Origin of the sequence: Chryseobacterium sp. MYb264 (genome assembly GCF_035974275.1) — a bacterium.
Classification (GTDB): domain Bacteria; phylum Bacteroidota; class Bacteroidia; order Flavobacteriales; family Weeksellaceae; genus Chryseobacterium.
Window position 1 is genome coordinate 5,163,697 of record NZ_CP142422.1, and the last position, 24,456, is coordinate 5,188,152.

A 24,456-nucleotide genomic window follows, 5' to 3' on the forward strand; every position below is an offset into this window, starting at 1 on the left:
CAATTGTATTGTGTGCAATTTAATTTAGTGAAATTTAACATTTGAAAAAATCTATAATTGTTATTGGTGATAGCTTAAGGTGTTGATTTTTAAATAAAAATAAAAAAAAACTGCATTGAATACATGCAGTTTTACTATTTTATAGTTGACCGAGCCATTGAATAAATGCAGGGTAGAAATCATCGATTTTTTCGTTAGGATGTTTCTTTTTCATGGCTAGTAATCCGTCATTAAATTCTTTCATCTTTGGAAACCCTCTTTCTTTCATCACCTGATTGACGCTGTAATAGGCATGATCTAAGGTTTTCTGATCATTTTCAAACTTTTCAACACAGAAAAGATAAAAGGCAGCGTAGGTCATATATTCATCAAAAACCTTCTCGGGATTAGGATAATATTGGGTACCTTCCTGTTTGGTATTCACCCATTTTTCCCTGTCTTTTAAAGCTTCTTCAATCTCTTTGATGTATTTTTTTGTAGGTGTTCCCACATAATTATGATCAATTTCTGTGAACATTCCTCTCGTATTCAAAACTATATTTTCTTTTTCACTAAGAGATTTTTCTTCTTCAATAGGAGGAAGTACCATGACGATTTGCTTAAAGTCTTTATCTTTATAGCTATCCGTATAATTAAATCCGTTAATTAACGGCGAGCATAAAATTAAGTAGCTGTTTATTTTAGTATTAAAGTTTTTCTCCAGCCATTTCCACTGCTCATCGAGATTGGCTTGCTTATGATACATGGAAATAATGCTTTTATAATAAGGAAGGTGAGCTTTGTAGAATTTTCGGAAGCCTGATGTTAAGGCAAAATCTTCAATTTCTTTTTTGTAAGTAGTGATAGGGTTAACTGTGATTTTTTGCCCGGAAACACTTTGAGCCGGAAATAGATAATATGTATTAGCAACCAGCTGGTTGTTTTTAAAATCATAACTCGTTCCGTTTCCTGTCAGAAATACGTAGTTCAGGGGATTTGCTTTGATTAAAGAATCAAACTTGATAATGATTTTTTCATTACCATATTTTTTAAAATGCTGAAGAACATCCTGATAATATTCTCCGTTTTGCTGGATCATATCGTCATTTTCTAAACCAGCCTCGGTAATGGCGATCATAATATGCAACAATTCTTTCAGCTCATTGATCTCAATTCTTGCGCTTCCCTGATATTCTTTTTTAAATTTTTCATCAAACTGAATCTGTCTTGTTTCCTGGGCAGTCATCACAAAGTTCAGCAATAAGCTCAGGAGTAAAATGATTCTTTTCATAGATAATTATTAGTTGAAGTATTTTTTAATGTCAGAAATCTTTTATTTATTAATTAAATCACTTCTAAGAATGATATTTTTAATTTCGGTTTCGAAGTAATAGTATAATTCATTGTTTTCATTCATCTGATTTTCAAGAACAATGATGCTGATGTCGCTTTCCGGAATATAAATATTGAGCGAAGCGAAGCCGTCACCCAACCCTGTATGCCCCAAATAATGAACTTCCTGATCATTCACGATTCTGATATTATATCCGTAGCCCATTTTCTCTTTTCCGAAAACATCGTGTTGAGACATCGCTGACGGAGTCGTCATCAAATGATATGTACTGAAGTTGAGAATTTTATTTTTATGAAGCTGATCATTCCATATTGAGAGGTCTTTTGCGGTAGTGACCACGCCGTCTGCCGGAAGATTTTCATCATTGATAAAAGAGTCCTCGACGGTACTGAAAATATTATTATTAACCATATGACCGGTAACAAGCTTCCCTTTATTTTCTTTAGAATAGCAGAAAGTATCCTTCATTCCCAATTGCTGAAAAAGTTCTGTTGCCAGCTGTTTATAGGATTGCCTGGATACATTTTCAATGATTTTTCCTAAAAGAATATTGGAAAGATTTCCATACTTAAAATCTGTTCCGGGCTCGAAAAGCAAAGGCTTTTCAAGATCTGAAATTCCATGGGTGTGGTTTAAAAGCTGATGAACAGTCACTTTTTCTGCCCAGGGCTCTGTAAGATTCGGTAAATAACTTTTAATTGGGAATTTTAAATCTACTTTTCCTTTTTCCACTTCTTTCAACAGTAAAACCGCTGTAATCTGCTTGGTATTCGACATGATTTCGAACTGATCATTAAGCTGCAAGGGCTTTTGATCATTAATATTGTTAAAGCCGTGCGCTCGGGAATACTGTGGTTTTCCATTTTTAGTGATCAATACCACTCCGTTAAACATTCTGGGCTCTTTAACATTGATCAGACTGTCTATTTCGAAAATATAATTCGTCTGCGCAAAAGAAGTGAAAAATGAAAATAAAAGTAAAAAGGTTACTAGTTTGAAATTCGTCAACATTGGGATCTTGGTTAATTTTGAATTTCAAAAATAGAATTAAAAATTAAATTGAGCTAGTAAAAGTAGCGGTTTAACAAGGTTTATGGTAAAAAATAAACCATCAAAAAAGATGATGGTTTAGCTGTATTTCTATTTGAGTTTTATTTCCGCCTCAAAAACTTCCTCAAAATGTTTTCTGATCTTCGCTTTAATGTCTTCCATTTCTTCAGGAGTCAAATCTCTTTCAAGCTCTCTTTTCATCGAGGTTACCTGTTTATCTTTAATGCCACAAGGAACAATGTATTCAAAATAACGCATATCGGTATTTACATTCAGTGCAAAACCGTGCAAGGTGACCCAACGGGAAGCTTTCACCCCCATGGCACAGATTTTTCGTGCATAAGGTTTCCCGACATCCAGCCAGACGCCTGTTTCACCGGGAGAGCGTTCTCCTTTTAATCCGTAATCGGCAATGGTTCTAATGATCACCTCTTCCAGATTTCTCATGTATTTATGAATATCTGTGAAGAAGTTTTCAAGGTCTAAAACAGGATAACCCACAATTTGACCGTAGCCATGATAGGTGATATCGCCGCCGCGATTTACTTTTACAAAAGTGGCATCAATTTCCTTTAATTTATCAATTCCGGCCAACATATTTTCTTCGTGACCACTTTTTCCTAAAGTATATACATGAGGATGCTCTACTAAAAGAAAATAATTCTGAGTTGTCGTATGTTGTTCAGAAGGTAAATCCCGGTTCTTAATTTTGGTGTCTATAATATCTTTCATCAGCTTTTCCTGATAATCCCAAGCGGGCTGATATTCTTTTATGCCTAAATCTTCAAATTCTACTATTTTATTTTGAATTGTGTTCATACCATTTTTTGAATAGACAAATTTAGTGATTTTTACCCTTTTATGGAATGCACAAAATCTATGGCTTTTGTTTTCCAATCTCTATTTTGTAGTAAAATATTCACAAACGCTGTTCCGATGATTCCGCCGTCGGCTTTTTCGGTCACGTTTTCAAAATCCTCTTTTGATTTAATTCCAAAACCGATCATCACAGGATTTTTTAAGGAAAGAGAAGCTAATCTTGAAAGGTAATCTTCGTTTTTTAAAACTGCATTTTTATTTCCTGTTGTAGATGAGGAGCTTACCGCGTATAGAAACCCTGAACTTAATGAATCCAAATATAAAATTCTTTCATCCGAAGTTTCAGGCGTAACTAAAAATGTAAAGTTTAAATTATATTTTTCTAAAATTTTCTGATAATTTTTTTCAAATTCAATCGGCGGTAAGTCAGGAATAATTAATCCCGAAACACCACTTTCTGAACACTCTTTACAGAAATTTTCAAACCCAAAACTTAAAACAGGATTAATATAACCCATCAAGATCAAAGGAATTCTAATCTCGTTTTTTATTGATTTTAATTGAGAAAATAGGGTAGAAATGGTCATTCCGTTTTTCAAAGCTAGTTCGTGAGCTTGTGAAATGACCGGCCCATCGGCAACAGGATCAGAATACGGCATCCCGATTTCGATCATATCGGCTCCCGAATCCTGAATTAATCTAATAATATCAGCAGTATCTTCCAGTTGCGGAATTCCTGCGGTGAAGTATATGTTTAGTTTTTTCATATTTTTAAAAAGTTTAATAGCATTCCCAATCCCTCCTGAGCTATCATTAGCGCAAATAGAATAACTATAATCAATAATATTTTCAGAATAATTTTTTTATTTGAAAAATTGAAGTCTAGCTTTGAGAGTTTAATCATATTGATTAATTTCTCTTTATTCATAAAAAGAACAATCAATACTATAATTTGATATATAATTGCGTTGGCCATTGCGCCTCTGTGGACTCCATAAAAGTAATCCTGTAAAATAACATTGATCAGAATAGCTGATAATACAAATCCTCCGATAATTCTCGTTCTTGGAACTAAGAAAAGTATAGATCCTAAAATTTCAAATATTCCTAAAATTACAGCATACGTTTTAGAATAAGAATAAAAAGCCCACATAAGACTCATTCCATCGTAGGAAAACAAGGGTCTTGTGTATTCGTTAATATCTCCAAATTGGAGAGCTTTTGCCTCCCCGTAAATACTCATATAAAATGCTACAAAAATTACAAAAGACCATTCTAAGATGTTGAGAAATTCTTTTTTAGTCATTTTCCAAATGCTGCAAATACGTTTCCATATCCTTGTCGCCACGGCCGCTCAAACAAATTACGACCACATCATTTTCATTGAATTTCTTTTTGTCTAAAACCGCCAGCGCATGAGAACTTTCCAAAGCGGGAATAATACCTTCTAGTTTTGTCAGTTCAAAAGCAGATTTCAGAGCTTCATCATCGTTAATGCTGAAAAACTCTGCGCGATTTTCCTTAAATAAATGAGCATGAAATGGTCCGATTCCCGGATAATCCAATCCAGCAGAAATAGAATGGGGCTCGATGACCTGACCGTCTTCCGTTTGCATCACCAAACTTTTACTGCCATGCAAAACGCCTAAAGTTCCTAAAAAAGTAGTGGCTGCAGATTTTCCTGAATCGATGCCAAAACCACCGGCTTCGGCGGCAATAATTTTTACATTTTCTTCATTCACAAAATGATAAAAAGTCCCTGCAGCATTGCTTCCGCCGCCAACGCACGCGATAACATAATCGGGATTGGAACGACCGATTTTCTCCTGAAGCTGTTCCTTAATTTCCTGTGAAATAATACTCTGAAATCTCGCAACCAAATCAGGAAAAGGATGCGGACCGACTACGCTTCCAATTACATAATGCGTGGTCACTGGATTATTGATCCAGTCTTTCAACGCTTCATTGACAGCATCTTTCAGCGTTTTTGAACCTGAAGTTGCCGCGATAACTTCTGCACCCAGCATTTTCATTCTTGCCACATTCGGAGCCTGCCTCTGAATATCGATTTCACCCATGTAAACGATACATTCAAGACCTAATAAAGCACAGGCCGTTGCCGTTGCAACACCATGTTGTCCGGCTCCGGTTTCTGCAATAATTCTGCGTTTTCCGAGACGCTTTGCTAATAAAACCTGTCCGAGTGCATTGTTGATTTTGTGTGCTCCGGTATGATTCAGGTCTTCTCTTTTCAGATAGATTTGAGTATTGTATTTCTGACTTACATTTTTTGCGAAATATAATGGCGTAGCACGTCCGACATAATTTTTTAATAAATCCTGATATTCCTGTTGAAAATCTTCCGATTCAATAATTTCAAGATAATTTTTCTGTAATTCCTCTACATTGGGATAAAGCATTTCGGGGATAAAAGCACCTCCGAAGTCTCCATAATATCCATGTTTATCTGGATTTTTATAATTCATTTTGTAATGTATTTATGAATGAAATATTGTATTCAAACTGTTGTTTTGTAATCTGCTTATTTTTAAATAATAATTGAATTTTAGCGGTTAAATCAATTAACATTGCCAAATTTGGTTTAGATTGATACCTATTGACCGCAATTTCCAGATTGTCTATCAGGAAGTAAGAATCCAGCTTTTCATATAAACAGAAAATCTTACAGTAAACAATTCCGAAATCATATTTTACAATTGCTTTTACATTGTTATCTAATAATTTATCGGCAATAACAACAAGGTGGTAGCTATCCCAAAGATGAATGGTCTCAAAAAAATACTGAATGTCTTCTCTGTTAAAATTTTTAATAATATCAATGAAATCACTTAATAACCCACCGATGTACCAACTTTCTGTATTGCTGTCATTCTGAGAAATAAATGTATGTAAATTCTCAATCTTTTCATTTTTAAACTTTATAGGGAAAAAAGCCTGATGAACAGATTGGCCTAGTGATCTAAAATTCATCCGTTTCATCTTTAAAAGTTTTAATTCTTTCGAATAATATCTTTTCAATGTGTGTTGTTTTTTGTGTTTATTTAAATATTTTAGAGGAAGTCCCGCAGGGACGACTTAAGACAGAATTGGATGCTAGTCCAATTTAAATTATAGAATTATTTTTAATCCCATAAATACCTTTCATCATATTTCATTTTTTGTTTTTCCAGCATTTCTACCAGTTCATCTTTATAGCTTTTAGTTTGATGATGCTCTCTCTGATTTTTAATATAATTCTTTACTGCATATACATTCTCCTCATTGATGGAAAACGCTCCATAACCATCTTGCCAAAAGAAATTTTCATATTTCTTTCCCTTTGTTTTAATCCATTTTGAAGAATGCGCTTTCACTTCCTGTACCAGTTTCATTAGAGCAATTTTTTTAGATAACAAACAAAGGATGTGGATATGATTATCTGTTCCTCCAATTTGTAATGCTTTACTGTCACGGTCTTTGCATAATACGGCAATATAAGAAAACAGTTCTTTCTCTATTTTTTCATCAATGAAATCTTCTCTCTGTTTTGTACTAAAAACTATGTGAACGTAGTTTTTGACTAATGATTGTGACATTTTGTTTGTGTTTTTTTTAATCGGATTAGCATCCGATCCTGTTATAAGTCGTCCTTTCAGGACTCCCATTTATATCATATCTTTAAATACTTTTATTGTTTTTATATTTTTTATTCCGGGCTCAATCTCAAATTTTGAATTAATATCTAAAGCAAACGGTTTTTTATTTAAAATATTCAATTGATTTATATTTTCCTCTGAAATTCCGCCACTTAAAAAATAGGGAAGAGGAATTTCAATTGCATTCAGAATATTCCAGTCAAACTGTTTTCCTGTGCCTCCGAATGCTGTTGAATCAGTGTCGAACAGGAGGTAGTTGATGGTAGACAGTTGATGGTTGATGGTTTGATGGATTTTACTTTCAACGTCTGACTCCTCACTTCCTATCCTGATTACCTTAATAATTCCGGTTTCAGTATTTAATTTTTTTCTTAATTCTAAAATATAAATTTCATCTTCATCGCCATGGAGTTGTATGAAATTGAGGTTGGCTTTTTTTGTTATTTCAATAACTTTTTCCAAATTTTCATTGACAAAAACTCCGATTTTTCCTTTGTGATTAATCGTTGAAATTTCATCCAAACTCAAATGATTCAAAACATATCTTGGCGATTTTTCGTAAAAAATAAAACCAAGAAAATCTACATTCATAGCAATTAATTCATGAATTTGGTCTAACTGAGTTAAACCGCAGACTTTTAGTTTTGTTTTATCCTGATTAGTAGATGATTGGTGAGTCATTGTTACACTTCTAGACGTTTGATCATTAAATATTTGAGGTGAATTCTTCGAAAGCTCTCGATGGGTTATTATTTTTCATGAAATATTCGCCCATTAAGAATCCATTGAATCCTTTTTCTTTTAAATATTGAAAATTTTCAATACTGTAAATTCCGCTTTCCGCCACTGAAAGAACATCATCTGGAAGCTGATTTTTCAATTGAACAGAGTGTTGTAAATCAACTTTGAAATCTTTTAAATTTCTATTGTTAATTCCCACTAAATCAACGTTTTTGTTAAAATGCTTCAATTCTTCTTCTGTGTGAATTTCCAATAAAACTTCCATGCCAAGCTCATGAGATAAATCAGTAAATTCCTGAACCTGTTGAGGTGTAAGACAAGCGGCAATTAACAAGATAACATCTGCACCGATACTCTTAGCTTCATAAAACTGATATTCATCAATCATGAAATCTTTTCGCAAAATAGGAATGTCGATATGATTTCTTACACTTAAAATATCATCAAAACTTCCTCCAAAAAAATCTTTATCCGTTAAAATAGAAATTCCGCTTGCTCCAAAATTTTCATACGCTGAAGCGACTTCCAAAGGTGAAACTTGATCGTTAATAATTCCTTTTGAAGGCGATTGTCTTTTAAATTCGGCGATAATTCCGCTTTTGTTTGTTATGCTTTCTTTTAGTGAAAAAGTTTCTCTTCCGAAAAATTCAGAATCTTTCAGTTTCTCAATTGAGATCTGAGATTTTGAAAGAGCAACTTCTTCTTTTTTTCTTTGTATGATTTTATCTAAAATATTCATTTTTATTAAAATTAATCCAAAAGCAATTCAAGACATTTCAACGCTTTCCCGCCAAACAAACTCTCCTGTGCGAGTAAAAGACAATCATCATAGTTTCCAAATTTATGCGTGTGATAAAGGGCAACAGAAGCATTTGCTAAAACCACTGAATTTTGTTGCTCAGTCCCTTTTCCATTCAAAATATTTCTAAAAATCTTTGCTGTTTCCTGAGTCGTTTTTCCCGCTTTTATACTTTCAGGAGTTACCGAATCAAAACCTAAATCTTCTGCAGAATAAATTTCTTCGCCGTTTTTTGTGATAATTTTACTGTCATGAGTTAAACTAATTTCGTCATAACCATCCATTCCGTGAACCAAAATGAATTCTTTATCATCTTTTTGCAACAGATATTGATAAATTCGTGCAATCTCCAGATTATAAATTCCAATCATTGAATATTGAGGTTTTGCTGGATTGACCAAAGGCCCCAAAAGATTGAAAAATGTTCTTAAGCCCAACGATTTTCGCAATAAACCAACCGATTGAAGCGCAGGATGAAAGTACGGCGCATGTAAAAAGCAGATGTTTGCTTTTTCCAGATCTTCCTGTAATCTTGCGGAATCATTTTTAAATTCATAACCCAATTCTTCCAAAACATTGGAAGCTCCGGTTGTTGTGGAAGCACCATAGTTACCATGTTTCGTTACTTTTTGCCCGGCTCCAGCTACGATGAAGCTTGCCAAAGTTGAAATATTGATTGTATTTTTTCCATCGCCACCAGTTCCGACAATATCAATCGCGTCGCTGGTGTCCAAATTTACCGGAACGGCCATTTGTAACAGGGCTTCACGAAAACCTTCAAGTTCTTTAAGGGTGATATTTCGCATCAGAAAAATGGAAATAAAAGCAGTCACTTCTGTGGCATTAAATTTATTTTGAGCAATTTCAATCATAATAGCCTTTGCCTCAGATTTGGACAAGGTGTGATGATTGAATAAATATTGCAGTATTTCTTTCATTTGGGGAGATTTTTGGGTTGAAGGAATTTCTATTGTTTTCAATGTAGAAGGAAGTTTTTAATGATCACTTCTCCGTCAGGAGTTAAAATACTTTCGGGGTGAAACTGAACTCCATGCACATCATATTTTTTATGCTGCAATGCCATGATCATTCCGTCTTTATCTACTGCCGTAATTTCCAATTCATCTGGGAAATTATCAGGATTGACAGCCCAACTGTGATATCTTCCGACTTCCAAACCGCTTGATAAATCTTGGAACAGTTTTGTATCATTTTTTACCAATTCAGCAGAAGTGGCAACTCCGTGAAAAATTTCCGAAAGATTGATTAGACTTCCGCCGAACGCTTCGGCAATAGCCTGCTGACCAAGACAAACGCCCAAAATACTTTTCGTAGGAGCATATTCTTTAATTAAATCCAGCAAAATTCCTGCTTCTTCAGGAATTCCCGGACCTGGTGAAAGAATGATTTTATCATATTTCTTGATTTCTTCTAAAGTTATCTGGTCATTTCTAACCACATCCACTTTTGATCCCAAAATTCTTTCAATAATCTGAACTAAATTATAGGTAAAACTATCGTAATTATCGAAGACAAGAATTTTGGTTGATGGTTGATGGTTAGTGGTTGATGGTTTATCGTTTTCGGTTGCTTGTTTTATATTGTTCATTTTAAATTTTTTCTATGATAATTAATAAATCCGTTTAGTAATTTCTTACAAAGTATTATTTGATTTAAAATAATTATAAACTTTTCTTGATCTAAATAATTTTGATCTGATGATAAATAAATTTGAGTTTCTAATTCATATAAAGAACCTCTTGCAATAAATAAAAAATGTATAGTTTCTTTTGTCGTATTTCGCCCACAGCCTTCTGCAATATTAGAAGGTACAGAAACGGAACATCTTCTGATTTGATTTGTTAACCCAAAAACCTCCTCTTTAGGAAAATTTTTAGTTGAGTCATAAACAAGATTTGTAAATTTTCGTGTCTCTATCCAAACATCAAGATTTATATATTCCATATTTGTGCTTTTAGATTTTTATTAATACTTGATATTGGTTATCTAACAACCGGCAACCATTATCTATTAACTAACTTCTCTGCCTTTTCAACCGCTTTTTTCAGAGCATTCAGCTTATTATTCACTTCCTGCAATTCACTTTCAGGGTTTGATTTGGCAACCAATCCGGCGCCTGCCTGATAATATAAAGTATTGTTTTTGCTTAAAAAAGTTCGGATCATAATGGCTTGATTGCAGGTTCCGTTTAAACCAATCATTCCGATGCAGCCACCATAATAACCGCGGGAATCTTTTTCATATTTATTGATGAGCTGAAGTGCTTTATGCTTTGGTGCTCCGCTTAAAGTTCCCTGTGGAAAGGTAGTTGCAACCATTTCGAACGGATTTGTTTTTTCCTGTAAATCTGCTGTCACTTCACTTACCATGTGAATGACGTGAGAGAAAAGTTGGATTTCCTTTAATTTTGTGACGGTGATATTTTTTCCTAATTTTCCTAAGTCATTTCTTGCCAAATCAACGAGCATCGTGTGTTCTGCATTTTCTTTAGGATCGCTTTTTAAGGCTTCAATAGACTGTAAATCAATATCAAAATTTCCTGTTCTTTTGAAAGTTCCGGCGATAGGATGGATGATAGCTTTGTTGTCTTTAATAATTAATTGACTTTCAGGACTTGAACCAAATAATTTGTAATTTCCATAATCGAAGAAAAATAAATAAGGCGAAGGGTTGATATTTCTCAACGCTCGATACACATTGAACTCATCACCTTTAAATTTCTGTTCAAATCTTCTGCTTAATACCAACTGAAAAACATCTCCTCGCATGCAATGTTTTTGGGCTGTTTCTACCAAATCAAGATATTCTTCATTGGTGATATTTGATGTTTCATCACCATTTTTTTCAAAAGGATAAATAATCGTATTTTGATTTTTAATAAGGCTTTCTAAAGAATAGATCTCCGATTTTACACCCGGAATCTGATTCTCAATAATATGCATTTCATCATTATAATGATTGATGGCAATAACATATTGATACAGTCTGTAACGAAGAATAGGAATTTCAACTTCAGGACTTTGTGCTTTAAATTTTACATTTTCAAAAAACTGAACCGCTTCAAAACTGGTATATCCAAAAAGGCTTTGCGCTGTTTCTTCAATCGAATCATTGGCTTTTTCACATTCAAAACATTTGGAAAATTCTTCAAAAATATCGGAAACTTTATGATCGATAATGAATTGTTTTACAGGGTTTTCTCCAGGAAACTTGATTTCAAATTCATTTAGATTTTTAATTTCAATTCCGGCAACCGCATTGATGGCGATAAAGGAAAAATTATTATCAATATTCTTAGAATCAGAACTTTCTAAAAGGATCGTATCTCTGAATTTATCCCGAACTTGCAAATAAATACTCATCGGAGTCTGAAGATCTCCCAATGTTTTTTTCGAGGACGTTTTAATTTTTATTTTTTTATTGAACATGTAAGGTATATTTTAAATTTATTGTAAACAAAAAAAGACTTCAACGGCATCCGTCAAAGTCTTTATTATATTGTTTTAATTGTATCTCTGTTGCGTTCTATTTACAACATGACAATAACATCAGACCCGACGAAGAGTTTGAATGCCACCACCAAAATTTGTTGCTCATATTTAACATGGGACAAATGTAGAATATTTTTTTGATACAGAAAACAAAAAATGTGAAAATAAAAAAACTTAAAATTAAATTCATTTATTTAAACAATTGATATGTAATGAAATATAAAGGTTTCATTGCTCTAAAGAACAAGTTCTGTGATCGGAAGATCGGGAGTTCCGCTGTAAAAAACGATTAAAGTTGCCCTTTGTCGCCTGTTTTACCGCGGTGAGGAACGTTTAACATTTCAGGAACAATTTGTCCTTTTCTGAACGTTTGTGCTTCCCCGTTATCTCTTCTTTCCACCTGAATTTCACCTTTTTCTACATACGCAGCGTTGATAACGGGATGTTTGTGCCAATCCAGTGCTTTGTTTGGCGGAACTGAAATCTTTAAAACGGTAATTTCAGGCTGACCATCGGGATATTTTTCATACAAAGCGCCGTCCCACGATTTTTGTGTTTTTAATAGGGTTACCGATTCTATTTGATCAGAATATTCTGAAGATTCATCATCTGAAGATGAATTGTCGCAACCTAATGTTGCTGCCAGAAGGGAAGCGATGCATACCGTTTTCAGGAAAGTTTTTGTAGTCATAAATTTTTTGTTCATTTTAATAATTTAATTAATCGACTGCACAAAAGTAAAAATTTTTCTTAAAATTCACCATTTAATGAATTAAATAAAGTGAAAAGGTAGAGGTAAAAAGAGCCAGAACCTAGAGAAATAAGGTAAGAAAGTCTTTGATTTTTATTTCAAATATATTTTCAATAGAAATAGGTTCACCAAAAAAGAATAGTGCTGGATTAAGAATTGATGATAAAATTCTGAAAATGATGGTTTAATCTGGAAGAGGTAGTAAAATATTAATCTGTAAATAAGAGTTATATCGAATATCTGAGCTTCATCTACTTTGCTCTTTTTACTTTTAAATAATATTTATCATGAGTTTAAAAGTTTATTTTTTATATTTTTGTTTCCAAATTAGAAAACAATGAAAAAAGTATTAGCATTAGCATTTGTAGGAGGTTTATTCGTAGTAAACTGTTCAAAAAAGCCAAACCACGATTTGCAGGACAGCAACACGATGTTACCAGAACCGGATGCTCCGACAGTAGTAGATTCTACAGCGAAAAAAGCTGACACACCAGCTGCAGCGCCTGCATCGGCAACTGAAGCTCCTAAAACAGATTCTGCAGCAGCAAAATAATGAAAAAACTGTTTGTGACAGGGCTGGTAAGCTTGCTTATTATTTCCTGTTCTAAAAAAGAAAATCCATCGGTAGAGTCTTCTTCTGATGCAACTGATGTTTCTACACCTGCGCCAAGTAATCTTACGGGAGAGCAGATTATCGAAACATTGGATTGCTCAGGTTGCCATTCGCCGAGTGAAAGAATGATAGGACCTTCTTATAAGGAAATCGCAGAAAAATATTCTGAAAAAGATATTGAAATGCTGGCTTCAAAAATTATAGAAGGAGGAAGCGGAAATTGGGGAAGCGTACCTATGCAGCCTCATTCACAGGTGTCTAAAGAAGATGCTAAAAAAATGGTAGAATATATTCTGAGTCAGAAAAAATAAAATATGACTACTGAAAAATCCAGTCTGCACGCGAGAAATCTGCATCGGGATCCTTATGATTTTGATCTGCTGATTTCTTGTGTGCCGGAACTGAAACAATACGTTTTTGAGAATAAATATGGAACAAACACCATTAATTTCAGTATTCCAAAAGCGGTAAAACTTCTTAATAAGGCATTGTTGCAACATTTTTATAATGTTAAAAATTGGGATATTCCAGATGCCAATCTTTGTCCGCCCATTCCGGGAAGAGCAGATTATGTGCATTATATCGCCGATTTGCTGGCGGATCAACAAAAAGAAATTCCTGTAGGTTCATCTAGTCAGGGCTTGGATATTGGAACGGGTGCCAATCTGGTGTATCCTTTAATTGCCCATAGCTCTTATGGCTGGAAAATGTTGGGAACGGATATTAATGAAGATTCTTTACAGAATGCACAGCAAATTTTAGATAAAAATGTTGATTTACAGTCTGATATTCAATTAAAAAAACAGAAAAATTCTGATTATATTTTTAAGAATATTATTGATGCTAAAGACAGGTTTGCTTTTACCATGTGTAATCCTCCATTTCATGATTCTGAAGAAGCTGCCTTAAAGGGAAATCTTAGAAAAATGAAGAACTTAAATAAATCAAAAGTTCAAAAAGCTAATTTAAATTTCGGAGGACAACAATCTGAATTATGGTGTGAAGGCGGAGAAATCGCTTTTATCTCGAATATGATTCAGGAAAGTGCTTTGTTTGCCGATCAGGTTCTTTGGTTTACGTGTCTGGTTTCTAAAAAAGATAATTTACCCCGACTTCAAAAGCTTTTAACAAAGGTAAAAGCGTTGGATATTAGAATTATTGAAATGGCTCAGGGTCAGAAAATAAGCAGAATGTTAGCATGGACATTTATTTCTGAAGCGAAACGTAAAAATTGGTTTGCTTAATCTCAATTTCATTCAAATAAAAAAAACCTACAAATTGTATTGTAAGGCTATGATGTGTTTCTAGAATCGTATTTAAAAATAATCTGCTCTTACATAGAGATTATCATTTCCCGAACCATATGTTCCACGTACAGATTGGCCGCTGGAACATCCAATCAATGCAATGATATCTAATCTATAAGTACCTGTGGGAAGGGTTAGCATTGGGTTTGAGGCACTATGGTAATTTCCTGTTAAGTTTGAAGTTGCGGATACCGTATTATTATGCCCTACCGAAGCTAATCCTAAATTATCCTGAATAGTAGTAGCCCCTGTAGAATCTGAAATTCTTACCCATGTAACCGATAATCTTGGAGAGCCATCTGTAATGACTGCTCCGGTTGCTGTGGTAAAACCTACCGATGTAGAATTAAATATAGATACAATTGCAGGTCTACTTAATGTAAAGTTAACATTATATATAGACTGTACTAATGAGCCTGTGGCGGAAGCTGTAGCAGTCGCATTAAGCGTAACAGGGGTTCCATTGGGAATATAATTGGAATTAAATATCAATAGCTCCGAAGGTCTTCCCTGATAAATATCTCCTGTGGTAGTATCTAAAATCAAAGGAACGGTAGTGTTTGGAGAAGCGGTTGCGATAGCCTGTAAATTGCTTACCCTAATTGGTGCGGCGGCGGCATTTACATCAAGTTTTCTGGCCGGGGCTGATTGATTGATCCCGATATTTCCAGCCGGTGCGGCCAAAGTACCATTCATCCCCGTACCGAAAACTAAGTTTCCGATGTTCATTTGGTTACTTGCTGTTGCAGTAGGAACCTGGGTCGCATTACCAATGGCAATATTTCCAGCTCCTGTTGTGATATTTGTTCCGGCTGAAGATCCTAAAATAACATTATTAGTACCTGTTGTAAGAAAGCCTCCAGAGTTAGTCCCTATCGCGACGTTATTATCTCCGTTAAGCTGAATTCCTCCTGCGGTATCACCTATTAACAGGTTGTTTGATGCTGTCGTAATGGCAGTTCCTGTATTTATCCCTATCGAAATATTTGAATTTCCGCTTACATTATTAAATAATGCGTTGTCTCCAATGGCAATATTTCTTTGCACTGCAGCGGCAGAGGTGCTTTGGAGCGTATTGGCCCCGATGGCAACGTTTGTAGAACCCGTGGTAATACCTCTCGCAGCATTAGAACCAATCCCAACGTTTCGAGATCCTGTCGTTACTGTACTCAGTGCGGTTGTACCTAATGCAGTATTTCCGGTCCCGGTGGTTACAGTGCTTAGTGTTGTCGTTCCTAGCGCTGTGTTTCCCGCTCCCGTAGCAGTAATAGGAATACTATTAACCCCAAAAGCTGTATTGGTGGCACTTAGCATACCCGACTGAACATTATTTCTTTTAAAAATAACGTTCTGGTTGTCTGATGTACCCAGATAATTCGTTCCGGGAGTTGTTCCTGCATTTCCAGTGAGGCCCCAGCTTTGGGCGCTTACTCCTGCGGGGGTTGAGAATCTTTGCCAGACCCCGGCCTCGAAGTAATAATAACCTACAGCGGTAACATTCACGGTTTGCCCTCCGGCAGTTCCTGTGGCCACATCATTTACATAAATAATGGTACCGGCAGGCACACTTGCCATACTTTGTGCTCGTGCACGATCTACCCGTGGTGCGAGTAGCCCGTCAACGTTGTTAGAAGTTCCGGTTGCATTGAAAGCAACAATGTCGAGAGAGGTCGACGGATTTGCGGTGTTAATCCCAATTTGTGCGTAGGAAAAACTACTCAGTCCAATTAAGGAAGAGAACATAATAATTCTTCTTTTCATAAATCAAAATTTAGATTTGGTGAGTTAAATGTATTAATAAATAATCACATTTAAGTGATTATTTATTAATTTTTAACACTTAATAAATGTGAACTTTTATTAAAATTCATAAAAAATCTTTTATTAAAAAGAGAAATCATAAATCATGTTACAATTGAAATTATTAAAAGAAAATTTTACTCTAAAATTTTATAAATTATCACTAAATTTGCACGTTATTTTAAATAAATACAATGCAATTATCAGAACAAGAAATCATTAGAAGAGAAAAGCTGAATAAGCTTACTGAAATGGGGATTAATGCGTTCCCTGCGGAAGAGTATACACTTACAGATACTACAGAATCTATAAAACAGGACTTCACAGAAAATAAACAGGTGAAGATTGCTGGTAGATTGATGTCCCGCAGAATTCAGGGGAAGGCTTCTTTTGCTGAATTGCAGGATTCTACAGGTAGAATTCAGGTATATTTTAACAGAGATGAGATCTGTACAGGTGAAGATAAAACGTTATATAATGAAGTTTACAAGCACCTTTTAGACATTGGAGATATTATCGGTATTGAAGGAGAATTGTTTACGACTCAGGTTGGTGAAAAGACGGTTTTGGTGAAAAACTTCACTCTTTTAACTAAAGCGTTAAGACCTCTTCCTCAGCCAAGAACTGATGAAAATGGTGTAGTACATGACGGATTCAACGATCCTGAATTGAGATACAGACAACGTTATGTAGATTTAATCGTAAATCCTCAGGTAAAAGAGACTTTTGTTAAAAGAACAAAAATGTATACAGCAATGCGTCAGTTTTTCAATGATGCAGGCTATATCGAAGTTGAAACTCCCGTTTTACAGGCTATTCCTGGTGGAGCAGCAGCAAGACCTTTCATTACGCATCACAATGCTTTAGATATTCCTTTATATATGAGAATTGCTAACGAATTATATCTGAAAAGATTGATCGTTGGTGGTTTTGACGGGGTTTATGAATTCTCTAAAAACTTCAGAAATGAAGGGATGGACAGAACGCACAATCCTGAGTTTACCGTAATGGAAATTTACGTTGCTTACAAAGACTATTATTGGATGATGGATTTCACCGAAAGAATGATAGAGCATTGTGCCATTGCAGTAAACGGAACTACAAAAGCCAAATTCGGAGATCAGGAAATTGATTTCAAAGCTCCTTATGCAAGGGTTTCAATGAGAGAGGCGATTCAGAAGTACACAGGTTTTGATATTGCGGGAAAATCTGAGCAGGAATTGTTCGATTTTGCTAAATCTATCGGAATCGAAGTGAACGAAACAATGGGTAAAGGAAAATTAATTGATGAAATTTTTGGTGAAAAATGTGAAGGAAACTTCATTCAGCCAACTTTCATTACAGATTATCCTGTGGAAATGTCTCCGTTAACAAAGAAACACAGAAGTGAGGAAGGTCTTACCGAGCGTTTTGAATTGATGGTTTGCGGTAAAGAAATTGCCAATGCATATTCTGAATTAAATGACCCTATCGATCAGAGAGAACGTTTTGAAGATCAGTTAAAATTAGCGGAAAAAGGAGATGATGAAGCAGGGCAGTTTATTGATGAAGACTTCCTAAGAGCTTTGGAATACGGTATGCCGCCAACGTCAGGAATGGGAATCGGAATGGACAGATTAATCATGTTCTTAACGAATAATGCGTCTATTCAGGAAGTATTATTCTTCCCTCAAATGAAACCTGAAAAAGCAGTTCCTCAAATAGAATTGGGTGAAGACGAGAAAATTATTCTTGAAATCCTGAAATCTGGAGAACAAGTTGCTTTAGCGGATGTGAAAGATCAGTCTAAACTTTCAGGTAAAAAATGGGATAAAGCTTCAAAAACTTTAACAAAAAATAACCTGGTGAAAGTGGAAAAGATTGATGAAAATGTTTTAATGAAATTAGTGTAGCCGTAAAGCACACAAAAATATAAACGCTAAAGCGGACTTATTGCATCAATAAGTCCGCTTTTTTATTACAGTATTTTGATTTCTGATTATTGATTTGTAGTTTTTTTCATGTTATTTTGATTTAATATAAATTAATGATAAATAAAGGTGTTTAAAATTATTTTATATTCATCATTTGTTTTAAATTATTGTTTTTGTTACATTTGGTTTATGGAGCTGAGAAAAGACAGAAAAAAGAAAGGAGAGGTTCAGGAAAGATATGGGCTATATCAGAATGAATTTGAATTTGATTCCTGTGGAGTTGGTTTTGTAGCCAATATAAAAGGAGTGAAATCATACAAAATTATTAGCGACGCAATTACGATGCTGGAAAATATGGAGCATCGGGGGGCTACGGGATATGAAAGCAATACAGGTGATGGTGCCGGTATTCAGATGCAGATTCCTCATGAGCTTTTGTATGACGAAGGTCTGCATTATGGCATCGATTTACCCGAACCTGGATATTATGGAGTCGGAATGTTTTTTTTTCCTCAAAATAATTTTATCAGGGAAGAATGTAAAGAAATCATTTATCAGTCTGCAGAAAAATTAAATCTTAAAATTTTAGGGTATCGTCCGGTTCCTGTAAGTAATATAGAATTGGGAGATCTTGCAAAAAGTGTAGAGCCTGTGATGGAAATGCTTTTTGTGGAAAGACCTTTTGATGTAGAAACCGAAAAAGATTTTGAAAGAAAGCTTTTTGTTTTTAAAAATTATATTTCACATCAGGCTATAAATGTGGTTAACGGTGATCCTATTGGGTTTTATATCGCTTCTTTTTCATGTAAAAAAGTAATTTATAAAGGGCAGCTAAGAAGTATTCAGGTCAGAAATTATTTTAAAGATCTTACCAATCCGAATATCCGTTCCGCTTTTGGAATGGTGCATTCCCGTTTTGCCACCAATACTTCTCCCACCTGGGGCTTAGCGCAGCCCTTTAGATTTCTGGCTCATAATGGAGAAATTAATACTATCTGGGGTAACCTCAACTGGCTGAAATCCTCAGAAAAAGTATTTTCAAGCCCATTGTTTACACCACAGGAAATGGATATGATCCTTCCGCTGATAAAACCCGGACAGTCAGATTCTTCTTACCTCGATAATATGGTGGAACTGCTGTATCATTCGGGGCGTTCGCTTCCTCATACCATGATGATGCTGGTTCCTGAAGCTTGGGACGGCAATGCGCAGATGGAGCAGTACAAAAAAGATTTCTATGAATTTCATGCCTGCTTAATGGAGCCTTGGGATGGCCCGGCTTCCATTTCTTTTACGGATGGAGAAATAATAGGCGCTACATTAGACCGTAATGGACTTCGCCCTTCCAGATACTGTATAACCTCAGATGATTTGGTGATCATGGCTTCGGAATCAGGGGCTTTGCCTGTAGATCCCAAAAAGATCATTAAAAGAGGGCATCTGCAACCAGGAAAAATGTTTTTGGTAGATCTTAATAAAGGAGAAATTGTAAGTGATGATCAGTTAAAAAGAGAAATATGTACTTCGCAGCCCTATCGTGAGTGGCTGGATACGTTGAAAATAAATATTGAAGAACTTCCGAATCCTAAAATCCGCTTTAACAAACTTGAAACGGAAGATATATTTAAATGTCAGAAGGCTTTCGGGTATTCCCGGGAAGACTTGGAAGTGGTAATTAAAGAAATGGCGGGGCACGGAAAAGAACCCATAGGATCGATGGGGTATGATGTTCCGTTGGCTGTTTTAAGTGAGCAGCCACAGCATCTGAGCTCTTATTTCAAGCAGTTGTTTGCTCAGGTTACCAATCCTCCGATTGATCCGATTCGTGAGAAATTGGTGATGTCTTTAAAAACGATTATCGGTGGAAACGGCAATCTTTTGCAGGAGGATAAAAGTTTTGCACATTCTATTATGCTGGAAAGTCCTATCCTTAATAATAAGCAATTAGAAAAGCTCAGGAGTGTAGATACCGGAAAATTTCAGGCGAAGACTATTTATACGTACTTTAATGCCGATGGTAAAAGCGGAAGTTTAAAAAAAGCAATCGACAGACTTTGTAGATATGCTGTAGATGCAGTAGATGATGGTTTTGAGGTGATTATTCTATCCGATCGTTCCCTGGATTCTCAACATGCTGCAATTCCCTCCCTATTAGCCTGTTCGGCAGTTCATCATCATTTGATTAGAAAAGGAATTCGCCGGAAAATAGGCTTGGTGATGGAGGTAGGAGATGTTTGGGAAGTTCACCATTTTGCTGCTTTGCTTGGTTTTGGAGCAACTGCAATCAATCCTTATCTGGCATTGGCTAGTATTCGAAAAATGTTTAATGAAGGAATTTTTGGTGAAGAAGAAGATCTGGAACTGCTAAAAGACAACTACAAAAAAGCGGTGGGAGAAGGTCTTTTGAAGATATTTTCCAAAATGGGAATTTCTACATTGCAGTCGTATCACGGGGCTCAGATTTTCGAAATTATCGGACTGAATAGAATTGTCGTGAATACATGTTTTACCGGTGCCGTATCGAGAATAGAAGGAATTGGATTTGATGAAATTGCCAAAGAAGCGTTGATTAAACATCATGAGGCATTTGGGAGCAGTACATCGGTTATTTTAGAGCCGGGTGGTATTTATCAATGGAGAAAAAACAGTGAATACCATCAGTTTAATCCGCAGTCGGTTCATTTGCTGCAGCAGGCTACATGGAACAACAATTATGGAATATTTAAAAAGTATACCCGGCTTGTTAATCAGCAGACTTCCAATGCTTCTGTTCTTAGAGGACTTCTGGAATTTAAAAATGTAAGGGAGTCTATCGCTCTCGATGAGGTGGAGCCTGTAGAGAATATTTTAAAACGTTTTGCTACCGGGGCGATGTCTTTTGGTTCTATTTCCTGGGAAGCGCACACTGCCCTGGCTATAGCGATGAATCGGATAGGAGCCAAAAGCAATACCGGTGAAGGAGGAGAAGATGAGTCGCGTTATCAGCCATGTGAAAACGGGGATAACCTGCGTTCGGCGATTAAACAGATTGCTTCAGGAAGATTTGGGGTTACCGCAAGATATTTGGCTGAGGCGGAGCAGCTTCAGGTGAAAATGGCACAGGGAGCAAAGCCGGGAGAAGGCGGGCAGCTTCCCGGTTTTAAAGTGGATGAATGGATTGGGAAAACAAGGCATTCCACTCCGGGAGTGGGGCTTATTTCGCCACCGCCACATCATGATATTTATTCTATAGAAGATCTGGCGCAGCTTATTTTCGATTTAAAAAATGCAAACCGCCATGCCGTAATTTCAATAAAGCTCGTTTCTAAGGCCGGAGTGGGAACCATTTCCTCAGGCGTCGCCAAAGCCAAAGCAGATCATATATTGATTTCGGGTTATGACGGCGGTACAGGCGCGTCGCCACTCGGTTCAATACGGCATACAGGATTGCCCTGGGAGCTTGGGTTGTCAGAAGTACATCAGACGCTGATTAAAAATAAACTCAGACAGAGAGTGACCATTCAGGCAGATGGTCAGATTAAAACAGGGAGAGATCTTGTAATAGCCACTTTGCTGGGGGCAGAAGAATGGGGAGTATCTACCTCTGCTCTTATTGTTGAAGGGTGTATCTTGATGAGAAAGTGTCATCTCAACACTTGCCCTGTAGGTATTGCGACTCAAAATGAAGAGCTTAGAAAGAATTTTAAAGGTAAGGCCGAGCATTTGGTGACTTATTTTACTTTCCTGGCTATGGAAGTACGTGAGATTATGGCGAGTCTGGGATTCAGAACGATAGATGAGATGGTAGGGCAGACCCAATGTCTTGAGCAAAAATCTGATGTCAGGTTCTGGAAACATAAACATATCGATCTCAGTAGGCTTCTTCAGAAGATTGAAACCGATTTACCGGTTGTCAGGTCTGAAGATCAGGAACAGGACTGGAAATCTTCTATTTCCTGGAATATGCTGGAAGCGGCGGAAGAAGCACTACGGCATACTACTAAAATGAAAGCTGGTTTTGATATTAAAAATACGGATAGGGCAGTAGGAACAATTCTTTCTCATGAGTTGACTAAAAAATATAAATCCGAAGGAATGGAAGAGGATTCTCTGCAATTTAGTTTCAGAGGGACCGCGGGACAGAGCTTTGGGGCTTTTTGTAATAAAGGAATTACCATGCGTCTGGAAGGGGATGCCAACGATTATTTTGGAAAAGGGCTTTCAGGTGCCAAGCTGTCGGTTTTTCCGGATAAAGAAGCTGTTTTTAAAGCTTACGAAAACACCATTGTCGGCAATGTTGCTTTGTACGGAGCCACTTCAGGAAAAGTATTTATCAACGGGAGGGCAGGGGAACGTTTTGCGGTAAGAAATTCCGGTGCGACCGCTGTTGTAGAAGGGGTGGGCGATCATGGCTGTGAATATATGACCGGTGGTACAGTGCTTGTTCTCGGAAGTGTAGGACGAAATTTCGGAGCTGGAATGAGCGGTGGAATAGCATATGTATGGGATATTGATAAAGCGCTGGAGGCTAACTTTAATTCCGATATGGCTGATCTTGAGGAAATAACAAAAGATGATGAAGCTATAATTGCAGATTTAATTAGTGAGCATTTTGAAAATACGGGAAGTGCAGTGGCAAAATACCTCTTAAGTGATCGTGAAAATGTCTTTAAATATTTTATTAAAGTGTATCCCCGAGAGTATAAAAAAGTAATTGAAACAAATGCAAATGTTATTAAATAATGGGTAAGACAGACGGCTTTTTATTATATGGCAGAGTGCTTCCTTCAAAACTGAAAACGGAGGATAGAATAAAAAATTTTGAAGAGTTTGTTCACAGGCCTTCAGAAGAACAGCTCAATTGCCAGGCGGCAAGGTGTATGGACTGCGGGATTCCTTTTTGTCAGAATGGATGTCCGTTGGGAAATGTTATTCCTGAATTTAATGATGCTGTTTATCATAAGCATTGGGAGCGGGCTTACCGTATTCTGATATCGACAAATAATTTTCCGGAATTCACAGGCCGTGTTTGTCCGGCACCGTGTGAGAGTGCCTGCGTGCTGGGGATCAACAGTGAGCCGGTTACTATTGAGGAGGTAGAAAAAAATATCATGGAAATCGCATTTGAGCTTGGATTTGTACAGCCCAAAATTCCGCATTACAGAACAGGGAAAAAGGTGGCGGTGGTAGGTTCCGGTCCTGCGGGCTTGGCGGCAGCCTGTCAGCTTAATCAGGAGGGGCATTCAGTGACAGTTTTTGAGAAAGATGAGAAAATAGGTGGCTTACTGAGATTTGGAATCCCTGATTTTAAACTGGATAAATCTATTGTAGAGCGCCGTGTTGAATGGATGCGTGCTGAAGGTATTGAATTTAGAACCTCCGTTAATGTAGGCGTTAATTATTCTGCAGAACAGCTTCACCGAAGTTTTGATGCGATTGTTCTGGCAATGGGAAGTACAGTTCCTAAAAAGCTGCGGATTCCTAACTCTGATGCTAAAGGAATTTATTATGCTATGGATTTTCTTAAGCAAAGCAATAAAAAAGTAAGTGGAATTCCATTCAGTGAAGAAGAGATTGATGTTAAAGGGAAGAAGGTTGTTGTTATTGGTGGTGGAGATACGGGATCTGATTGTATTGGAAACAGCAATCGTCAGGGAGCCTCGGTTATCCATCAGATTTATTACAAACCTATGCAGCCTACGGCAAGAGATAAAACAATGCCCTGGCCCGATTATCCTGCTTTGTTGCAGATTACTTCGTCTCATGAAGAGGGGTGCGATCGCAGATGGTCTGTCAATTCAAAAGAGTTTATAAAAGATGCAGAAGGCAATCTGAAAGGGGTTCGATTGGTAGAAGCAGAATGGACTAAAAATGAAGATTCAGGAGCATGGGAGCTGTATACGGAAAAGCCTGGTTCCGAATTTGTAATTGAATGTGATATTGCATTTATAGCACTGGGATACACGCATGTAGAGCACCGCGGACTGGTAGAGGCTCTTGATATTCATCTGGATCCTAAAGGAAACTTAATAGGAACCAATAAAGAATACAAAACAAACCAAACCAAAATTTTTTCATGCGGTGATGCCAGAAAAGGACAAAGTCTGGTGGTTTGGGCTATTGCAGAAGGGAGAGAGTGTGCTGAAAAGGTTGATGAATTCTTAAAACAGATTTAAAATTAAA

General features: G+C 36.3%; 22 protein-coding genes. 6 read left to right on the plus strand and 16 right to left on the minus strand.

The annotated features are described in order from the left end of the window. Window positions 1-139: 139 nt before the first annotated feature. The 15 genes from VUJ46_RS22615 to VUJ46_RS22685 all read right to left on the minus strand — a co-directional run bounded on the left by VUJ46_RS22615 (window position 140) and on the right by VUJ46_RS22685 (window position 12,616). Entirely contained in the window at window positions 140-1,270 is a 1,131-nt protein-coding gene (locus VUJ46_RS22615; protein ID WP_326982908.1) for a DUF4932 domain-containing protein, read from the minus strand. Between the two features lie 42 nt (window positions 1,271-1,312). Beyond that, window positions 1,313-2,344: a serine hydrolase domain-containing protein gene (locus VUJ46_RS22620; protein WP_326982909.1), complete on the minus strand. Its 1,032-nt coding sequence runs from the start codon at window positions 2,342-2,344 to the stop codon at window positions 1,313-1,315. A 129-nt stretch (window positions 2,345-2,473) separates the two neighbouring features. Next, window positions 2,474-3,202 carry a lipoyl(octanoyl) transferase LipB gene (gene lipB / locus VUJ46_RS22625; RefSeq protein ID WP_326982910.1) on the minus strand — a complete coding sequence of 243 codons (729 nt, stop codon included), beginning with the start codon at window positions 3,200-3,202 and terminating at the stop codon, window positions 2,474-2,476. Window positions 3,203-3,234: 32 nt separating this feature from the next. Then, on the minus strand, window positions 3,235-3,969 hold the full coding sequence (gene trpA / locus VUJ46_RS22630) for a tryptophan synthase subunit alpha (protein WP_326982911.1): 735 nt from the start codon (window positions 3,967-3,969) through the stop codon (window positions 3,235-3,237). Continuing rightward, the gene (locus VUJ46_RS22635) at window positions 3,966-4,508 is read right to left on the minus strand and encodes a hypothetical protein (RefSeq protein ID WP_326982912.1); all 543 of its coding nucleotides are present in this window, start codon (window positions 4,506-4,508) and stop codon (window positions 3,966-3,968) included. The genes trpA and VUJ46_RS22635 overlap by 4 nt, the downstream gene beginning before the upstream one ends. Further along, window positions 4,501-5,688 (minus strand): tryptophan synthase subunit beta, encoded by a 1,188-nt coding sequence (gene trpB / locus VUJ46_RS22640; protein ID WP_326982913.1) that lies wholly within the window; start codon window positions 5,686-5,688, stop codon window positions 4,501-4,503. The genes VUJ46_RS22635 and trpB overlap by 8 nt, the downstream gene beginning before the upstream one ends. Then, window positions 5,678-6,193: a hypothetical protein gene (locus tag VUJ46_RS22645; protein ID WP_326982914.1), complete on the minus strand. Its 516-nt coding sequence runs from the start codon at window positions 6,191-6,193 to the stop codon at window positions 5,678-5,680. Before VUJ46_RS22645 ends, trpB begins: the two co-directional genes overlap by 11 nt. A 152-nt stretch (window positions 6,194-6,345) precedes the next feature. Then, a complete protein-coding gene (tnpA, locus tag VUJ46_RS22650) occupies window positions 6,346-6,867 on the minus strand; it encodes an IS200/IS605 family transposase (protein ID WP_326982915.1) in 522 nt (173 codons plus the stop codon). Next, window positions 6,868-7,539, minus strand: coding sequence for a phosphoribosylanthranilate isomerase (locus VUJ46_RS22655; protein ID WP_326982916.1), 672 nt, complete (start codon window positions 7,537-7,539; stop codon window positions 6,868-6,870). Between the two features lie 25 nt (window positions 7,540-7,564). Then, the gene (gene trpC / locus VUJ46_RS22660; protein ID WP_326982917.1) at window positions 7,565-8,338 is read right to left on the minus strand and encodes an indole-3-glycerol phosphate synthase TrpC; all 774 of its coding nucleotides are present in this window, start codon (window positions 8,336-8,338) and stop codon (window positions 7,565-7,567) included. A gap of 11 nt (window positions 8,339-8,349) precedes the next feature. Beyond that, window positions 8,350-9,336, minus strand: a complete 987-nt coding sequence (gene trpD, locus VUJ46_RS22665; protein ID WP_326982918.1) for an anthranilate phosphoribosyltransferase — start codon at window positions 9,334-9,336, stop codon at window positions 8,350-8,352. Between the two features lie 38 nt (window positions 9,337-9,374). Next, on the minus strand, window positions 9,375-10,007 hold the full coding sequence (locus tag VUJ46_RS22670; RefSeq protein WP_326982919.1) for an anthranilate synthase component II: 633 nt from the start codon (window positions 10,005-10,007) through the stop codon (window positions 9,375-9,377). Then, window positions 10,004-10,363, minus strand: a complete 360-nt coding sequence (locus VUJ46_RS22675) for a four helix bundle protein (RefSeq protein WP_326982920.1) — start codon at window positions 10,361-10,363, stop codon at window positions 10,004-10,006. Before VUJ46_RS22675 ends, VUJ46_RS22670 begins: the two co-directional genes overlap by 4 nt. Window positions 10,364-10,422: 59 nt before the next feature. After that, window positions 10,423-11,847: an anthranilate synthase component I family protein gene (locus VUJ46_RS22680; protein ID WP_326982921.1), complete on the minus strand. Its 1,425-nt coding sequence runs from the start codon at window positions 11,845-11,847 to the stop codon at window positions 10,423-10,425. A gap of 352 nt (window positions 11,848-12,199) precedes the next feature. Beyond that, entirely contained in the window at window positions 12,200-12,616 is a 417-nt protein-coding gene (locus VUJ46_RS22685) for a cupin domain-containing protein (protein WP_326982922.1), read from the minus strand. 382 nt (window positions 12,617-12,998) lie between these two features. Here VUJ46_RS22685 and VUJ46_RS22690 point away from each other — a divergent pair, with 382 nt between their 5' ends. From VUJ46_RS22690 to rlmF, 3 genes are read left to right on the plus strand one after another with little or no spacing between them, the layout of a single operon-like run. Then, complete coding sequence (locus VUJ46_RS22690) at window positions 12,999-13,214, plus strand: hypothetical protein (RefSeq protein WP_326982923.1); 216 nt, start codon at window positions 12,999-13,001, stop codon at window positions 13,212-13,214. Then, the gene (locus VUJ46_RS22695) at window positions 13,214-13,585 is read left to right on the plus strand and encodes a c-type cytochrome (protein WP_326982924.1); all 372 of its coding nucleotides are present in this window, start codon (window positions 13,214-13,216) and stop codon (window positions 13,583-13,585) included. The genes VUJ46_RS22690 and VUJ46_RS22695 overlap by 1 nt, the downstream gene beginning before the upstream one ends. A 3-nt stretch (window positions 13,586-13,588) precedes the next feature. After that, window positions 13,589-14,518 carry a 23S rRNA (adenine(1618)-N(6))-methyltransferase RlmF gene (rlmF, locus tag VUJ46_RS22700; RefSeq protein WP_326982925.1) on the plus strand — a complete coding sequence of 310 codons (930 nt, stop codon included), beginning with the start codon at window positions 13,589-13,591 and terminating at the stop codon, window positions 14,516-14,518. 72 nt (window positions 14,519-14,590) lie between these two features. Here the strand turns inward: rlmF and VUJ46_RS22705 are convergent, their stop codons facing one another. After that, on the minus strand, window positions 14,591-16,342 hold the full coding sequence (locus VUJ46_RS22705; RefSeq protein ID WP_326982926.1) for a beta strand repeat-containing protein: 1,752 nt from the start codon (window positions 16,340-16,342) through the stop codon (window positions 14,591-14,593). A 233-nt stretch (window positions 16,343-16,575) separates the two neighbouring features. Between VUJ46_RS22705 and lysS the strand changes: the two genes are divergently transcribed. The 3 genes from lysS to VUJ46_RS22720 all read left to right on the plus strand — a co-directional run bounded on the left by lysS (window position 16,576) and on the right by VUJ46_RS22720 (window position 24,449). Further along, the gene (lysS, locus tag VUJ46_RS22710; RefSeq protein ID WP_326982927.1) at window positions 16,576-18,273 is read left to right on the plus strand and encodes a lysine--tRNA ligase; all 1,698 of its coding nucleotides are present in this window, start codon (window positions 16,576-16,578) and stop codon (window positions 18,271-18,273) included. Window positions 18,274-18,483: 210 nt separating this feature from the next. Further along, window positions 18,484-23,016 (plus strand): glutamate synthase large subunit, encoded by a 4,533-nt coding sequence (gltB, locus tag VUJ46_RS22715; protein WP_326982928.1) that lies wholly within the window; start codon window positions 18,484-18,486, stop codon window positions 23,014-23,016. After that, window positions 23,016-24,449 (plus strand): glutamate synthase subunit beta, encoded by a 1,434-nt coding sequence (locus VUJ46_RS22720; protein WP_326982929.1) that lies wholly within the window; start codon window positions 23,016-23,018, stop codon window positions 24,447-24,449. The genes gltB and VUJ46_RS22720 overlap by 1 nt, the downstream gene beginning before the upstream one ends. The last annotated feature ends 7 nt before the right edge of the window (window positions 24,450-24,456 follow it).

Coding starts and splice junctions, on each gene's coding strand:
- VUJ46_RS22705 (WP_326982926.1), bottom strand. CDS start 16,342: ATGAAAAGAAGAATTATTATGTTCTCTTCCTTAATTGGACTGAGTAGT.
- VUJ46_RS22645 (WP_326982914.1), bottom strand. CDS start 6,193: ATGAATTTTAGATCACTAGGCCAATCTGTTCATCAGGCTTTTTTCCCT.
- trpB (WP_326982913.1), bottom strand. CDS start 5,688: ATGAATTATAAAAATCCAGATAAACATGGATATTATGGAGACTTCGGA.
- VUJ46_RS22690 (WP_326982923.1), top strand. CDS start 12,999: ATGAAAAAAGTATTAGCATTAGCATTTGTAGGAGGTTTATTCGTAGTA.
- VUJ46_RS22720 (WP_326982929.1), top strand. CDS start 23,016: ATGGGTAAGACAGACGGCTTTTTATTATATGGCAGAGTGCTTCCTTCA.
- VUJ46_RS22615 (WP_326982908.1), bottom strand. CDS start 1,270: ATGAAAAGAATCATTTTACTCCTGAGCTTATTGCTGAACTTTGTGATG.
- tnpA (WP_326982915.1), bottom strand. CDS start 6,867: ATGGGAGTCCTGAAAGGACGACTTATAACAGGATCGGATGCTAATCCG.
- VUJ46_RS22680 (WP_326982921.1), bottom strand. CDS start 11,847: ATGTTCAATAAAAAAATAAAAATTAAAACGTCCTCGAAAAAAACATTG.
- trpC (WP_326982917.1), bottom strand. CDS start 8,338: ATGAATATTTTAGATAAAATCATACAAAGAAAAAAAGAAGAAGTTGCT.
- VUJ46_RS22670 (WP_326982919.1), bottom strand. CDS start 10,007: ATGAACAATATAAAACAAGCAACCGAAAACGATAAACCATCAACCACT.
- VUJ46_RS22635 (WP_326982912.1), bottom strand. CDS start 4,508: ATGACTAAAAAAGAATTTCTCAACATCTTAGAATGGTCTTTTGTAATT.
- VUJ46_RS22655 (WP_326982916.1), bottom strand. CDS start 7,539: ATGACTCACCAATCATCTACTAATCAGGATAAAACAAAACTAAAAGTC.
- rlmF (WP_326982925.1), top strand. CDS start 13,589: ATGACTACTGAAAAATCCAGTCTGCACGCGAGAAATCTGCATCGGGAT.
- VUJ46_RS22685 (WP_326982922.1), bottom strand. CDS start 12,616: ATGAACAAAAAATTTATGACTACAAAAACTTTCCTGAAAACGGTATGC.
- lipB (WP_326982910.1), bottom strand. CDS start 3,202: ATGAACACAATTCAAAATAAAATAGTAGAATTTGAAGATTTAGGCATA.
- lysS (WP_326982927.1), top strand. CDS start 16,576: ATGCAATTATCAGAACAAGAAATCATTAGAAGAGAAAAGCTGAATAAG.
- VUJ46_RS22620 (WP_326982909.1), bottom strand. CDS start 2,344: ATGTTGACGAATTTCAAACTAGTAACCTTTTTACTTTTATTTTCATTT.
- trpA (WP_326982911.1), bottom strand. CDS start 3,969: ATGAAAAAACTAAACATATACTTCACCGCAGGAATTCCGCAACTGGAA.
- trpD (WP_326982918.1), bottom strand. CDS start 9,336: ATGAAAGAAATACTGCAATATTTATTCAATCATCACACCTTGTCCAAA.
- VUJ46_RS22675 (WP_326982920.1), bottom strand. CDS start 10,363: ATGGAATATATAAATCTTGATGTTTGGATAGAGACACGAAAATTTACA.
- gltB (WP_326982928.1), top strand. CDS start 18,484: ATGGAGCTGAGAAAAGACAGAAAAAAGAAAGGAGAGGTTCAGGAAAGA.
- VUJ46_RS22695 (WP_326982924.1), top strand. CDS start 13,214: ATGAAAAAACTGTTTGTGACAGGGCTGGTAAGCTTGCTTATTATTTCC.